Below are 14,217 nucleotides of genomic sequence, written 5' to 3' on the forward strand. Positions count from 1 at the left end.
GAAAGGAGAATTTGCATGAACAACGAACGTTTAATGCTGAAAGGGATATTTCTCGGAGCTGCGGCAGGCGCGGCGTTATCACTGCTCCATAAGCCGACAAGACAGGCGTGCGGCATGAGATGGCTGACATGCAAGCATAAACTTTCACTGTATAAAAGCAATCCGGAGCTGTTAAAAAACACTGTCATCACAAAAGTGGATGAGGCCAAGAAGCTCGCCCAAACGCTTTCAAAGGAAGTCGACTTTGTGAATCAGCAGGTGAAAGAGCTGAAGAAAACAACGCCGCAAGTGATGGAACTTGTGCAAGAAACGAAAGAGCATTTTTCAAAAAAATGATTAAACATGCGAGGTGAGGCGACATGGGTTTTTTGAAAGAGCTTTTCAGCAGATACACCCTTCACGAAGGACAAAGTAAATCAGCGGAGCTGGCGTATTTTTTTCTATTGTCACTGTTTCCGTTTTTGATTTTTATGCTGACGCTCACCGCGTATCTTCCGCTTTCTACCGATGATGTTTTAGGAGTCATAGAACAATATGCTCCCGCCAGTGCGATGTCTCTCGTTGAATCCATTACCCATCAAACCTTAAATAATCGAAATGGCGGTTTGCTGTCCTTCGGGATTATCGCCGCATTATGGTCTGCGTCTAATGGAATGAACGCGATCGTCCGGTCGTTAAACCACGCGTATGATGTGGAAGAAAACCGTTCTTTTATCATTGTTCGTCTAACCTCGATTTTTTTGACGATTGCCATGGTATTTACGATTTTAGTGGCTTTGCTTCTGCCGGTATTTGGCAGGGAGATAGGAAGGCTCGCTTCTGACTTTGTCGGCGCGTCGGATCTGTTTTTATCCGTCTGGGCCGCCATTCGCTGGGGTGTCAGCCCGCTTGTGCTTCTGATTGTTTTTTCCGCGCTGTATGTGATTGCACCGAACAAAAGGCTGTCTCTCCGGTTTGTCATGCCGGGTGCGGTCTTTGCTACCCTCGGCTGGATCATTGTCAGCACATTGTTTTCGTTTTACGTCAGCACGTTTGCTAACTATAGCGCCACTTACGGGAGCATCGGGGGAATCATCGTTTTGATGATTTGGTTTTACTTGAGCGGCATTTTAATTATCCTAGGCGGAGAAATCAACGCTCTTTTACATAAACGTAAAAAGCTTCCTGATGAAAATCCCTACCATTAGCGCACCCTATAAACGAACTTCGGTTCAAAAAGAAGTCGGAGGGATATCGTGATGACCAAGCATACGAAAAAAGGCGGAAGCCACAACAAACAAAATTCGAAAAGCAAATCGAGCCATAAAACAAGCGGAAGCGCCAACGGACAAAACGGCTACCATTAGCATAAAAGCCTCCTGACATCATGTCGGGAGGCTTTTTGATTAAGAAGATGAAGAATAAGTTTCAGCCGGTGACCAGCTTTTCGGTTTGCCCAGCACAAGGGCCAGCCACACAATACTAAGCGTGAGAGTAATGAAGTAGAACAAGTTTGCGCTTTCAAAGGTCTGCATATACCAGCCGCCGGCAATCGGGCCGAGAATGCTGCCAAGACTGAATGTAATGCCGCAAAGCAGGTTTCCCGCCGGCAGGAGATGAGGCGGAAGAAGATCTGTCATATAGCTGATGCCAAGTGTAAAGGTTGATCCGACAGCCATTCCCGCAATAAAAAAGCAGCAGCCGATCACGTAAGGCAAAGGGAATACACCGGCGATCAAAAAGCAAAGAGCCCCAGTCAGTAAAATCACCAGCAGCACATTCCGCCTGCCGTATTTATCGCTGAGGATGCCGAGCGGAAACTGAAAGATAATGCTTCCAATCGCAAATGCGGGAAGGATGATCGCTACTGCGTCTACTGATATCCCCAAACGGAGCGCGTAAACGGGAAAGCTTCCGTTCAGCGCAGTCTCCAGAAAGCCGTAGCCAAATGTAGGCATAAAGGCAACCCATCCAAACAGCATGGCCTGATAAAACCGCCTGAAACTATTGTCTGATTTGGTTTCATGAGGACTGGTTTGCGGGTATGCATTTTGTAGAAAGAAAACAAAAAGCCACGCAAACAGACTGATGCAGCCGGACACGATAAAAGGAAGCGACGGGCTCAGCTTGACAAGAGGCACCATGAACGGACCCGCGGCAAATCCAAGGCCAAAGGAAAGCCCGTAAATTGACAGGTTTCTTCCGCGATTTTGTTTTGATGACAGGGAGGTTACCCATGTTTGCGTAGAAAAGTGAAGCATATGGTCGCCGATTCCAATAAACAGGCGAAGCAGGAACCAGATCCAAACAGACTGAAGCCAAATAAATCCGAATAAGCTTAAAATAACAATGCTTCCGCCCATGACGATCAGCGGCTTGAATCCGAGTTTTCTGAGCGGCGCTTCCATAAACGGCGAAGCCAAAAGCACGCCGATATACAGTCCGGTCGCGTGCAGGCCGTTGACAGCAGCGGATTCTCCATTTGTTTCAAAAATGATTGAAATGACAGGCAGCAGCATGCCTTGTGAAAACCCGGAAATGGAAACAAGCAAGACAAGGATAAAGAAATGAAATCGTGACATCGTGTCGTTCTCCTTATGTGGAATCTATGTTGATCGTACAACGTTTTCCAAAAGCAGGCAACCTGAAAAAAGCCTATATCACGCTAAACATTTGCCCTCGTGTAATCATGAAGGTTTTTGAGAAGAATAAAAATAAAACAAGTCATAAAAAAGGAGCCATTTCACCATGAATCGTATCTTTTTTATTTTAGTGGCGGCCGGTGTTCCGCTTTCTGTGATTGGCAGTTTGATGCATTGGCCTTCCGCGGTTCTTTTTGCCGTTTACTGTGTGACGATTATCGCGCTTGCAAGCTATATGGGGAGAGCGACAGAATCACTGTCCATTATTGCAGGACCACGGATAGGCGGTTTGTTGAACGCCACCTTCGGGAATGCGGTTGAACTGATTATTTCCCTTTTTGCATTAAAGGAAGGCCTGACAGGAATCGTGCTTGCCTCTTTAACCGGTTCAGTGCTGGGAAACCTGCTGCTGGTTGCGGGCCTATCGTTTTTTGTCGGCGGTTTAAAGTATAAGCGCCAAGAGTTTAATATTCATGATGCGCGCCATAACTCAGGGCTTTTGATTTTTGCCGTCATTGTCGCCTTCGTGATTCCCGAAGTATTTTCTATTGGAATGGGAGACGCGAGCAAGCTCAATTTAAGCATCGGCATCAGCATCATTATGATTCTGTTATATGTCGCGGCGCTGTATTTCAAACTCGTCACGCACCGCGGAGTTTATCAGCCAAACAATGCCGCCCAGCATGAAGAGGAGGAAGAGCCGGAATGGTCTGGGAAGGTTGCGACGATTGTTTTGTTTGCGGCAACAATTGTCGTGGCATACATATCCGAAAACCTTGTCCACACCTTCCACTCTGTGGCTGAGCAGTTCGGCTGGAGCGAGCTGTTTATCGGGGTCATCATCGTGGCGATTGTAGGAAATGCGGCGGAGCACGCGTCAGCGATTATTATGGCTTTCAAAAATAAAATGGACGTTGCGGTTGAAATCGCAGTCGGCTCCACGCTGCAGATCGCTATGTTTGTCGCACCGGTGCTCGTCATCTGTTCTATCTTTTTTCCGACAAGCATGCCGCTTGTATTTACATTGCCGGAGCTCGTCGCGATGGTATCAGCGGTTCTCTTGATGATCGCGATATCAAATGACGGGGATTCCAACTGGTTTGAAGGGGCTACACTGCTTGCCGCATATGTCATTATGGCGATCGGCTTTTTCCTTCTTTAACCTGAAAAAATGATGGATAACAACAAAGCGGGATGAAAAGACTAAGGGAAAATGCCATAGAAAGAGTGATATGATGAAAAAGCTATTTCATTCCACACTTATCGTGTTGTTATTCTTTAGTTTTTTCGGCGTTCAGCCCATCCACGCGAAAAAGCAGTTTAAGGTTCCTAATTCTGTCGCAAGCATTTCAAAGGAAAACACGTATCCGAATGCTTCACAGGATCAGCCAATGCTTCAGCCAAGCAAGCTGGCAAAGGAATTGCTCGATCATTCTGAGGTGGAGATTGAAAACCCGCATCTCATCAAAATGCTGAATGAATCCAACATATCCGGCACACCGCTTGCAGTAGGGTACCGAGCGACAATATTTCTCGGGAAATGGGCGCTCGGCTATGAATCAAATGAAACAGTCGCAAACTGGGAATATAAAAAAATCAATACAAACCGTGCAGATAACCGCGGCGGGAAAGAAACGGCTGAAATGCATTATGCCCAGGAACAGCAGTACAAAGTGAAGGGCGGCCTGACAGCTAAAGTTCCGAATGCTGAAGATGTCAAAAGCATGATGATGCAAAAAGCGATGAAGAAAACGAACCTTCCGCTAGCATTTGAGACGGTCATCGGGGCTGGCACAAAACGGGATCAGATTTATAAAGTCGCTCCTAAAAAAATCGGTTATCTACATGCATATGCACCGGCTGTGAATGAAAAAGGAAAAGTGACTTACGGAGAAGTGTACTTAGTGCTGAAAGGAAATAAACGAAAACTCGTCGTGAAAAATGTCACGTCACAGGGAATCGGCGCATGGATTCCGGTTCAAGATCATGTCACGTTTGGCTTTCAGCTTTCCTCACTGCTAAGATAAATAAAAGACTGATTCCGACTCGGAATCAGTTTTTTTGTTTATTGGGTTCTCTCAATTCGGACCGCTTCCTCAAGCATTTGCACATTGTTTTGGTAGAGCTGGCGAACGAGAATTCGTCTTACTGCAAGGCTGGCGCTGAAATAATCATCATCCTTCACCATGCCTTTAACCGTAAATTCGACGCCGCGATTGATTTTATTCAAAGCGGTGATGCCGTGGATTTGAAACGGTTCTGTCGGATTGCCGAATTCATCCCGCTTCAATGAATCACGAAGCTCTTCATTCAGCATGTCACATGCCTCTTCCAACACGCTGTACACGCGGTCTGGATCTTCTTTAAAGCTGATGAGAAAGGATTCGATAATCCGCATAAAATTGATATTATAGTTCTCTATCTGTCTGACCTCGCCGTTGCTGATGGTGAGCAGTTTGCCGCTCCATTCCCGAATTTGCAGCGAGCGAAGGCCGATCTCCTCCACTGTCCCGTTAAACAAGTTGTTGACGGTGACATAATCGCCTTTGTGCAGCTGGCGTTCATATATTAAGAAGACACCGGCCAGCACATCTTTGATCAGAGATTGGGCGCCAAAACCGATCACGATACCTGCTACGCCCGCTCCGGCTAATATCTTGCCGAAATCATGCACAAATAAAGAAATAACGTAAAAGATAAAACCAATCGTCGCCGTATATTGGGTGACAGAACGGACAAGGCTTTCAATCGTTTTTTCCTTTTTTTCTTCAATAAAGTCTGTCCGTTTAAAAAACAGCTGTACCAGCCGGTTGATGATAAAGACACCAATCCAAAGGATAACGGCAACGAGGAGAATATCGACGATTTTATTCTGGAAAATCTCCGTAAGTGTTTCTTCCATCCGCATCTAACTCCTGGCTTGACGTTTTGTGAAATCTGTATCCTGATAATAACTGTTTTTGACAAGAACATTCGGTCCGAGGCACCGGACATTCGGGCAGTGGCAACTCAGTTCTTTCGCAAGCTTGGTCTCTCTCCATTTTTCATAGGCGGAAGGGAGGCTGTCCGTCTGAATATTGCCAAGCGGCGGAGTATCGCCGAAATCGGTCACGATAATGTTTCCGTCGAAAATGTTTACATTCAGGCGGGAACGGCCGTCAGGGTCATTTCGCACGGTAACGTTTTTTGCCGCGCGAAGCCGGCGAAGCAGCTTTTGGTCGTCTTCGTCCGGACTGCAGGCATAAAACGGCAGCGTTCCGAACAGCATCCACGTATTTTCATCACGAATATCCAGCAAGCGGTGAATGGCCTGTCTCATCTCTTTCAGGCTGAGGGATTCAAGAGCGCTTGCGAAATCGCTTGGATACATTGGGTGAACCTCATGACGCTGACATTTCATATCTTCTGTGATTTGGCGGTGAATATGCTCAATATGCGGAAGAGTTCGTTTGTTCAGCATCGTTTCTGCAGATACCATTACTCCGGCATCCACGAGCGTGCGGCTGTTTTCAATCATTTTTTCAAAATAGCGCGCCCGCTGTTCGAAGGTCGGTTTTCTGTCCATCATGGCAAAGCCGATTTCAGCAAAATCTTCAACTGTACCCCAGTTATGAGAAATATGTAGCACATCGAGATACGGAATGATCCATTCGTACCGCTCGATGTCGAGGGTCAGGTTTGAATTAATTTGCGTCCGCACACCCCGTTCATGGGCGTATTTCAATAAAGGAACAACATATTCCTTTACTGATTTCAACGAAAGCATCGGCTCTCCGCCTGTAATGCTGATGGAGCGCAGGCGAGGGATTTCCTCCAGCCGTTTTAACAGAAGATCTATTGGCAGAGCATTCGGGTCTTTAGGCTGCAATGTATAGCCTACAGCACAATGCTCGCATCTCATATTGCAAAGTGTCGTCGTTGTGAATTCAACGTTTGTCAGCTGCATGTCTCCGTATTGTTCAACATCCATATAGGCTTCCCAAGGGTCAAACTCAGGCGTAATCGGACGCAGCTTCGTGTTTTGTGTCATGACTATCTAACTCCTTTATAAATGGGCATACTAACGCTGCCAACAGTTAATTTTAGACCTGATTTGCCAAGATCGCAAGTAGCGCGGCGATTGAAAAACCGCAAAAAATGAGCTACCATAATAAAAAATGAATGGAGGAACAGCATGGGGAACGCCGTAAACAATAAAGATCAGCAGATTGATTATTTAAAGAACAGACTTGACATGTTTATGAACGTCATCGATTCATTAGACCCTGAAGCAACCGACGTTGAAGATATAGACAGGCTCATCAGCATGCTTGATGACCTGGAAGCCAAATACGAACGTTTTAAAAAAGATTGGGAATAAAACCGCGCGCCCGCGCGGTTTTTTATATTGGCATAAAGCAACAGTATAAAACAAAGCCCCTATCTGTAAAATAAGAAAAAATGCAGAAGGAGCGCTGGCCATGAAGTGGATGTGTTCAATATGCTGCGCCGCCGTATTGCTTGCCGGAGGTGCAGCACAGGCGGAAGCGGTGCCGAATGAGCCGATTAATTGGGGCTTTAAACGAAGTGTCAATCATCAGCCGCCAGATGCCGGGAAGCAGCTGAACCGTTTAATTGAAAAATATGATGCGTTTTATTTAGGGAATACAAAGGAAAAAACGATTTACTTAACGTTTGATAACGGGTATGAAAATGGCTATACGCCAAAAGTGCTTGATGTCTTAAAAAAACATCGCGTAACAGGAACATTTTTTGTCACCGGGCATTTCGTAAAGGACCAGCCTCAGCTGATTAAACGAATGTCAGATGAGGGCCATATTATCGGCAACCATTCCTTTCACCATCCGGATTTAACGACGAAAACAGCTGATCAGATTCAAGATGAACTTGATTCAGTCAACGAAGAGGTTTATAAAATTACGGGAAAGCAGGACAACCTGTACTTGCGCCCGCCGCGCGGCGTGTTCAGTGAGTACGTACTGAAAGAAACGAAACGCCTCGGCTATCAAACCGTTTTCTGGTCGGTCGCTTTTGTTGATTGGAAAATCAATAACCAGAAGGGGAAGAAATATGCCTACGATCATATGATCAAGCAGGCACACCCAGGAGCTATTTACCTGCTTCACACTGTATCAAGAGACAATGCTGAAGCACTGGATGATGCGATCACAGATCTGAAAAAACAAGGCTACACTTTTAAAAGCATTGATGATCTGATGTTTGAGAAAGAAATGAAGATGCCGTCTTTGTAATGAGAAGAGCCTCTCCTGAAACGGAGAGGCTTTTCTTTATTTTATACATTTAATCAGTGCGGCCCAGTCCAGATCCCCGAAGCCTTTCTCAATCCCGCTTTCAAAATGGTTCTTGGCCAGCTCGGCAAGAGGAAGATTTGCAGAAACCTTTTTTGCGGCGGCAAGTGCCAAATTGGTATCCTTCAGCCCTAATGACATTTTGAAACCGGCAGGCTCAAATTTCTGCTCGGCCATGATGGTTCCGTAATTTTGGTAGACAGGGGAGCCGAAAAGCGCGCTGGCAATTTCTAAAAATTGTTTTTGTTCTAAGCCGTACTTCTCCATCATTAAGAAAGATTCAGATAACGCCTCCAGCATGGACACGAGCAAGAAATTGATGCTGATTTTCGCTGCATTTGCTATCTTGCTTTCTTCGCCGACGTCAAATACCTGCTGGCTCAGGCTGTCGAGCAGAGGCTTGGCGGTTTGCTTCGCTTCCGCCGGACCTGCTGTTATGATGCGAAGCGCGGCTTTGGCTGCGGCATCCGGTCTGCCAAGGACAGGAGCGGCGAGAAAGGATTGTCCTTTCTCTGCATGAGCCGCTGCGAGCTTTTCTGAGAATTCAACACTGATCGTGCTCATCGAGATGTGAATGCCATTCTCTGCTAATCCTTCAAGCAGCCCGTCTTCTCCAAATGTCACGGCGCTTACAGAATCATCATCTGCAAGCATTGTCATGACAATATCAGCGGACTTTGCCGCCAGCCGCGGCGTATCAGCTGCCTGTGCGCCTTCTGTGACAAGTTCTTCCGTCTTTTGTTTCGTCCGGTTATAGACAGTCAATTCGTAGCCTGCCTGAAGAACATTTCGGGCAATGGGCTGTCCCATATTGCCGAGTCCGATGACAGCAATTTTCAATCTGATCACTCCCTGAATATTTTTTCCATTATAAACAATATGAACAGAATATGCATAGCAATCGGCTTACAACAAAAAAGAACAGCTGCTCGCTGTCCTCATTTAAAAATATTGAACCATCCTTTATGTAAAAACCAAATCAGCATTCCAATCACAAGCGCGGCCATCAGGCCAAGTACAGCGAAATATCCGTATTTCCAATGCAGCTCCGGCATAAAGTCGAAGTTCATACCGTATACACCGGCAATAAAGGTGAGCGGGATGAAAATGGTTGATACGATCGTCAGTGTCATCATAATCGCATTCATCCGGTTTGAGTTTAGCGTCACGTAGCTGTCACGCAAGTCGGACGTCATATCCCGGTTGGATTCCACAATTTCAGACAACTTTAACAAATGATCATATATGTCGCTGAAATAGGCTTTTGTTTCCCGCTGCTCTTTCACATGGTCAAGGCTTAAAATCCGGTAGAGCAAATCACGCATCGGGATAATCGTCCGTCTTAAATGCAATAGGTCTGTTCTGAGCTCAAACACCTCGTTCATCAGCGTTCCATACGTTTTGTGGGGACGGCTTTCTTCGATTTCATTCAGCCGGTCTTCAATTTTATACACGAGAGGAAAATATTCATCAACAAGCTGATCCATAATCATATAAGAAATATGCCCGGGCCCTTTTTTCAATATGTCCGGTGAAGCATACAAACGCTCCCGGACTTTAGCGATACCGGGCGTTTCGTGTAAATGAAAGGTGACGACAAATTGTTCGCCTTGAAAGATATCGACTTCCTCTGTCTCAAGTGTTTCCTTATTCAGCGCATGTATCACGTAAAAACGATAGCCGTCATAATGGTCAAGCTTCGGCCGCTGCATGTGCTGGAAGCAATCCTCAATGGCAAGCGGATGAAAATGAAAAAAATCTCTCAATAACGCCGTTTCCGTATCCTCCGGGCCGTAAAAATCAACCCAGTACCATGCAATATCAGGCTGTTCCACTCGTTCAATCGGTATATTTTTCAGCAGCTGATGCTCTGTTGTGATTGCGGTAATGTTGATCATAAACAACCCTCCACCTGCCATTATATCATGCGGTCTTTATGAGAAAAGTATACGGTACTCTCTGCCTGTTTCCAGCGCCATGTTATACTAAACAAAAACGGAAAAAGGGTGGATCACATGTGGAAGGAAAAAGTATCTGTCACGCCTCCGTATCATTTTGACCGCGTGCTGGACAGGCTGTCTTTAGACCCCCTCAATGCTGTTGATCGAGAGGCGAGGGAAGTCCGTGTGCCGATCAGAAATCAAGCGGGGGACGTATGTATTGTAAAGGTACAGGCATTAGGCCATGCGGGCGAGCCTGAGTTCCTCGTCAGCGGGGAAAGGGATCAGGAAGAAATGATGAAGGAAATCAAGCGGATTTTTCAATGGGAACATCATTTGCAGCACGTTCTGGATCATTTTTCAAAAACGAGCCTGTCCGCCATTTTTGAAGAGCATGCTGGGACGCCGCTTGTTCTGGACTACAGCGTGTACAACTGCATGATGAAATGCATTATCCACCAGCAGCTCAATCTGTCCTTCGCTTACACGCTAACAGAACGGTTTGTTCATGCGTTTGGGGAGCAGAAGGATGGCGTGTGGTGCTATCCAAAGCCGGAAACGATTGCAGAACTCGATTATCAGGATCTGCGTGATCTGCAATTCAGCATGAGAAAAGCGGAATATACTATTGATACATCAAGGATGATCGCAGAAGGCACACTCAGCTTGTCAGAGCTGCCGCATATGGCGGATGAAGACATTATGAAAAAACTGATCAAAATCAGGGGTATCGGTCCGTGGACCGTGCAAAACGTCCTCATGTTCGGACTGGGCCGTCCCAATTTATTCCCGCTTGCCGATATCGGCCTCCAGAATGCCATCAAACGCCATTTTCAGCTGGACGATAAGCCGGCAAAGGATGTCATGCTGGCGATGAGTAAGGAGTGGGAGCCTTATTTAAGCTATGCGTCTTTATATTTGTGGAGGAGTATAGAATAGAAAAACGGCTGCCTTTTCGGCAGCCGCTGAGATTAATCAAGCTTCACTGTCATACTTTGGCCTGAAGTACCGTTTTTAACAGGAGAAAACGTAATCTTCAATTGGTGAAGATCTTCCGCTTTTCCGCTGTATACAGCTCCTATCACACCTTCGTTTTCTGTGTGCGGGGCGAAAGCATGATCATTGTCTTTTAGAATATTATTATCGGCAATATGCAGCTTTTGTCCGTCGTCCGTTTCTATAGATTCGATACCCTGCCAATCAATTTGAGCGTCTCCGGTATTCTCGGCTTTATATGTGATTTGAATATAACGAAGCGGCTCAGACACTTTTTGATCTGTCATTCTTTTAAAGAGTTTCAGATGGAAAGGGCTGATATTTGTGCGCGATAGCAATTTGACTTGATCGACAGTGATCATTAAGGGCTTCAGAGCTGCTTGTTTCTGGACATCAGCAATTTTGTCTAGTGTAACAATCTCTCCATTGTCCTCGGTAGATGTTTCTCCGGGCTTAGAGAGAATTTTTTTCCCGCTGTCTTGGCTTGAGTCATCTGTTTCATTGTCGGTATCTAACGGTTTATTGCTATCCTGAACCAGCTGGTTGTCCAAATCAACAAATCGAATGGTCGGTTCGCTGCCGTCATAATATGACGAATGCTTATACAATGCGCGAAGAAACTGATCAAAGACAATGGCCAAGAGACCGTTTTCCATCGATTTGCCGTCCGAGTTGTTAAAGGTGATCACAACCGTATTGTTTTTGACCTCCACATTTTTAATCACTTTTTCTCCATTGGAATTGGTTTCAGTCATTTTTTCAAACGCGCCGTTCAGATCCTTTTTGGAAATGTGGATTTTTTCCCAATCTTCTTTGGTGATGCTGTTAAAGTTCTTTTTCAGCAAATCCAGATTTTTGCTTTCATCTTCTGATGCTTTTTCTGTTTTTGCAGAGTTTGCGCTGCTGCTGTTTCCGCATCCTGCCGCACTGAGTAATAATCCTAATGCGCAGACGGCGGTTAGAAATTTCTTCATTTTATCCCTCTTTTATGAAATAGTCATAAACTGTATCGGCTGACTTGCTAGATTATTGAGCATAAATGGAAATGTTTTTGAAAAATATGAAGGAATACCGGGAAGCGTGTTATACTAGTTAGATGTGAAAAAACATTTCACTTTCTGCCATCCGCAGAAAGCTTCATATAGAAACGGAGAGAACAACGTGAACCAACAAAAGAAACAGGCGCCCGTCGAACTGAAGGTCGGACAAACTTTTCCGCTGACGATTAAGCGTCTCGGCATTAACGGAGAAGGTGTCGGCTATTTTAAGAAAAAAGTCGTCTTCGTGCCCGGCGCGCTTCCTGGCGAAGAGGTTGTTGTGCAGGCCACAAAGGTCCAGCCGAAGTTTTCGGAGGGCCGCATTAAGAAAATCCGCAAAGCGTCTGAGCACCGGGTGGCACCGCCTTGCCCTGTGTACGAACAATGCGGCGGCTGTCAGCTTCAGCACCTTGCATACAGCCAGCAGCTTCGGGAAAAACGCGACATCGTCATTCAGTCTCTTGAACGCCATACGAAGTTTAAAGTAGAGAACATGGAAATCAAAGAAACGATTGGCATGGACAACCCGTGGAATTACCGCAACAAAAGCCAATTCCAGATCGGGCGCTCTCAAAGCGGCAGCATTATCGCCGGCTTATACGGCCTTGATTCTCATGACATTGTGCCGATTAAAGACTGTATTGTTCAGCATCCGGCAACCAACAAAACAACAGGCATCGTCCGCCGCATTTTAGAGGACTTCAATGTGTCTGTTTATAATGAAAGAAAACGAAAAGGCGACGTTCGCACGATCGTGACAAGAGTCGGCTTTGAAACAGGTGAAGTACAGGTCGTGCTTGTAACAGCAAAGGAAACGCTTCCGCACAAGGAAGAAATCGTCAAAGCGATTCAAAAGCGATTGCCAGAGGTCAAATCCATTATTCAGAATGTAAATGGAGCGAAAACCTCAGTGATTTTTGGTGAGAAAACAAAACCGCTCGCCGGAAAGACAGTAATTCAAGAAGTGCTCGGCGACGTATCTTTTGAATTGAGCGCCCGCGCTTTCTTCCAGCTCAACCCGGAACAGACCGTCAAGCTGTATGATGAAGTGAAAAAAGCGGCGCAGTTGACCGGAAAAGAAAAAGTCGTTGATGCGTATTGCGGCGTCGGCACTATCGGCATGTGGGTTGCGGACGGAGCAAAGGAAGTCCGCGGCATGGACGTCATCAAGGAATCAATTGACGATGCCAAGAAAAACGCCAAAAAACACGGCATGGCAAATGCCACATATGTAACAGGAACAGCCGAGCACTGGCTCCCGAAATGGACGAAAGAAGGCTTCCGCCCGGACGTCGTCATCGTAGACCCGCCAAGAACCGGCTGTGACAGCACGTTCCTGGACACGATCAAAAAAGTCAAACCGAAACGCTTCGTCTACGTTTCCTGCAATCCGTCCACGCTTGCGAAGGATTTGCAGACGCTGTCGAAGGACTATCGCGTGGACTATATTCAGCCTGTCGATATGTTTCCGCAGACGGCTCATGTTGAAGCAGTGGCGAGGCTTGTATTAAAATCGTCTCATTAAGTCCTAATCAGATCTGGATTTCGGTAGAATGAACATTGCCGATTTCCGGGTCTTTTTCATGTGTAGCCCTTGTTCTGACTGTCTTTCCTCAATTTTATCTTCCTTCTTTTCTCGGAGATCTTTATTTTAACTGACGAAAAGAGTTGAAAAAACGTGTTGAAAGCGGGGGGAAAACAGTCAATTTTGAACAGAAAAAGTATGAAAATAGGGGTTCGGTTTGTTTAGTTATTCTCAATATCTCGTACATATGGTTTTATCTCATCTCTAGTTCATCATCATTCTCGTCTAGTAATCTTTTTTATTTATCAACGTGGTCTGTGTTCTGGTATAAGTTTTCTTCAACCTTACGAATTGGCTCCTCTCCGTATTTTTCGTAGTAGTATTCTGTCCTAAAGTAGGTTCATATCCCTTTTGAAAGCCTAGTGACTTTCTTAGCGATCTCCCTTTATCTTTTTTTGATAAGAAAGTAGATAAACTTAAATTAATTACGTTACATATCGTCACCCATATAAGTCTTGTGTATTATCTTCAACATAATTTGATTCTTCAGCGTGAGAGCTTATAGGCTGACTGGATACAATTACAAATATGGAAACCATCCAAATTCTTCTTTTATACTCTATTTCCTTTATGCATTTTATTAAATAATAAGATTGTATATAACTTGTCCCCCTTCTAAAAAATAAAATATAAGCAAAACATTAAATATATATTTTTCTAATTAGCAGTAATTATCCCGAAAAAATCACCTTTAATATGATTAAATTACATGAGTGGAATAATGTAAAA

Annotated in this window: 14 protein-coding genes; 8 read left to right on the forward strand and 6 right to left on the reverse strand. The window is 45.2% G+C overall.

What is annotated here, in order from left to right; all coding sequences use genetic code 11:
* Window positions 1–15 precede the first annotated feature (15 nt).
* Window positions 16–336, forward strand: coding sequence for a hypothetical protein (locus BLL41_RS13820; RefSeq protein WP_003233665.1), 321 nt, complete (start codon window positions 16–18; stop codon window positions 334–336).
* Window positions 337–359: 23 nt separating this feature from the next.
* Window positions 360–1,187 (forward strand): YihY family inner membrane protein, encoded by an 828-nt coding sequence (locus BLL41_RS13825; RefSeq protein WP_071578294.1) that lies wholly within the window; start codon window positions 360–362, stop codon window positions 1,185–1,187.
* Window positions 1,188–1,385: 198 nt separating this feature from the next.
* Here the strand turns inward: BLL41_RS13825 and BLL41_RS13835 are convergent, their stop codons facing one another.
* A complete protein-coding gene (locus tag BLL41_RS13835) occupies window positions 1,386–2,561 on the reverse strand; it encodes an MFS transporter (protein ID WP_071578295.1) in 1,176 nt (391 codons plus the stop codon).
* A 166-nt stretch (window positions 2,562–2,727) separates the two neighbouring features.
* On the opposite strand from BLL41_RS13835, the gene cax reads away from it, so the two are divergent.
* Both cax and BLL41_RS13850 read left to right on the forward strand, forming a co-directional pair.
* Window positions 2,728–3,783 (forward strand): calcium/proton exchanger, encoded by a 1,056-nt coding sequence (gene cax, locus BLL41_RS13845; protein WP_071578296.1) that lies wholly within the window; start codon window positions 2,728–2,730, stop codon window positions 3,781–3,783.
* A gap of 70 nt (window positions 3,784–3,853) precedes the next feature.
* Window positions 3,854–4,648, forward strand: coding sequence for a YfkD famly protein (locus BLL41_RS13850; RefSeq protein WP_080488094.1), 795 nt, complete (start codon window positions 3,854–3,856; stop codon window positions 4,646–4,648).
* 38 nt (window positions 4,649–4,686) lie between these two features.
* Here the strand turns inward: BLL41_RS13850 and mscC are convergent, their stop codons facing one another.
* Both mscC and yfkAB read right to left on the reverse strand, forming a co-directional pair.
* Complete coding sequence (gene mscC, locus BLL41_RS13855) at window positions 4,687–5,529, reverse strand: mechanosensitive ion channel protein MscC (protein WP_083428017.1); 843 nt, start codon at window positions 5,527–5,529, stop codon at window positions 4,687–4,689.
* Complete coding sequence (gene yfkAB / locus BLL41_RS13860) at window positions 5,530–6,651, reverse strand: radical SAM/CxCxxxxC motif protein YfkAB (RefSeq protein WP_071578299.1); 1,122 nt, start codon at window positions 6,649–6,651, stop codon at window positions 5,530–5,532. It abuts the gene before it with no gap.
* A gap of 144 nt (window positions 6,652–6,795) precedes the next feature.
* Between yfkAB and BLL41_RS13865 the strand changes: the two genes are divergently transcribed.
* Together BLL41_RS13865 and pdaA are read left to right on the forward strand one after the other, a co-directional pair.
* Window positions 6,796–6,981: an SE1561 family protein gene (locus tag BLL41_RS13865; RefSeq protein ID WP_003223132.1), complete on the forward strand. Its 186-nt coding sequence runs from the start codon at window positions 6,796–6,798 to the stop codon at window positions 6,979–6,981.
* Between the two features lie 100 nt (window positions 6,982–7,081).
* Window positions 7,082–7,873, forward strand: a complete 792-nt coding sequence (pdaA, locus tag BLL41_RS13870) for a delta-lactam-biosynthetic de-N-acetylase (protein ID WP_069149179.1) — start codon at window positions 7,082–7,084, stop codon at window positions 7,871–7,873.
* 36 nt (window positions 7,874–7,909) lie between these two features.
* On the opposite strand, the gene BLL41_RS13875 is transcribed toward pdaA, so the two are convergent.
* Window positions 7,910–8,770: an NAD(P)-dependent oxidoreductase gene (locus BLL41_RS13875; protein WP_071578300.1), complete on the reverse strand. Its 861-nt coding sequence runs from the start codon at window positions 8,768–8,770 to the stop codon at window positions 7,910–7,912.
* Window positions 8,771–8,868: 98 nt separating this feature from the next.
* A complete protein-coding gene (corA, locus tag BLL41_RS13880; protein WP_071578301.1) occupies window positions 8,869–9,828 on the reverse strand; it encodes a magnesium/cobalt transporter CorA in 960 nt (319 codons plus the stop codon).
* 117 nt (window positions 9,829–9,945) lie between these two features.
* Between corA and BLL41_RS13885 the strand changes: the two genes are divergently transcribed.
* Window positions 9,946–10,809, forward strand: coding sequence for a DNA-3-methyladenine glycosylase family protein (locus BLL41_RS13885; protein ID WP_071578302.1), 864 nt, complete (start codon window positions 9,946–9,948; stop codon window positions 10,807–10,809).
* Between the two features lie 32 nt (window positions 10,810–10,841).
* Here BLL41_RS13885 and BLL41_RS13890 read toward each other — a convergent pair whose 3' ends face one another.
* Window positions 10,842–11,840, reverse strand: coding sequence for a hypothetical protein (locus BLL41_RS13890; protein WP_071578303.1), 999 nt, complete (start codon window positions 11,838–11,840; stop codon window positions 10,842–10,844).
* Window positions 11,841–12,027: 187 nt separating this feature from the next.
* Between BLL41_RS13890 and rlmD the strand changes: the two genes are divergently transcribed.
* The gene (gene rlmD, locus BLL41_RS13895) at window positions 12,028–13,428 is read left to right on the forward strand and encodes a 23S rRNA (uracil(1939)-C(5))-methyltransferase RlmD (protein WP_071578304.1); all 1,401 of its coding nucleotides are present in this window, start codon (window positions 12,028–12,030) and stop codon (window positions 13,426–13,428) included.
* The last annotated feature ends 789 nt before the right edge of the window (window positions 13,429–14,217 follow it).

Source organism: Bacillus sp. FMQ74, from assembly GCF_001875785.1.
Taxonomy (GTDB): Bacteria; Bacillota; Bacilli; order Bacillales; family Bacillaceae; genus Bacillus; species Bacillus stercoris.

Excerpts from the sequence above, each read along its gene's own strand:
- BLL41_RS13825 (WP_071578294.1), top strand. The coding sequence starts at position 360 with ATGGGTTTTTTGAAAGAGCTTTTCAGCAGATACACCCTTCACGAAGGA.
- yfkAB (WP_071578299.1), bottom strand. The coding sequence starts at position 6,651 with ATGACACAAAACACGAAGCTGCGTCCGATTACGCCTGAGTTTGACCCT.
- BLL41_RS13890 (WP_071578303.1), bottom strand. The coding sequence starts at position 11,840 with ATGAAGAAATTTCTAACCGCCGTCTGCGCATTAGGATTATTACTCAGT.
- corA (WP_071578301.1), bottom strand. The coding sequence starts at position 9,828 with ATGATCAACATTACCGCAATCACAACAGAGCATCAGCTGCTGAAAAAT.
- BLL41_RS13835 (WP_071578295.1), bottom strand. The coding sequence starts at position 2,561 with ATGTCACGATTTCATTTCTTTATCCTTGTCTTGCTTGTTTCCATTTCC.
- pdaA (WP_069149179.1), top strand. The coding sequence starts at position 7,082 with ATGAAGTGGATGTGTTCAATATGCTGCGCCGCCGTATTGCTTGCCGGA.
- mscC (WP_083428017.1), bottom strand. The coding sequence starts at position 5,529 with ATGCGGATGGAAGAAACACTTACGGAGATTTTCCAGAATAAAATCGTC.
- cax (WP_071578296.1), top strand. The coding sequence starts at position 2,728 with ATGAATCGTATCTTTTTTATTTTAGTGGCGGCCGGTGTTCCGCTTTCT.
- BLL41_RS13820 (WP_003233665.1), top strand. The coding sequence starts at position 16 with ATGAACAACGAACGTTTAATGCTGAAAGGGATATTTCTCGGAGCTGCG.
- BLL41_RS13865 (WP_003223132.1), top strand. The coding sequence starts at position 6,796 with ATGGGGAACGCCGTAAACAATAAAGATCAGCAGATTGATTATTTAAAG.
- BLL41_RS13885 (WP_071578302.1), top strand. The coding sequence starts at position 9,946 with ATGTGGAAGGAAAAAGTATCTGTCACGCCTCCGTATCATTTTGACCGC.
- BLL41_RS13850 (WP_080488094.1), top strand. The coding sequence starts at position 3,854 with ATGATGAAAAAGCTATTTCATTCCACACTTATCGTGTTGTTATTCTTT.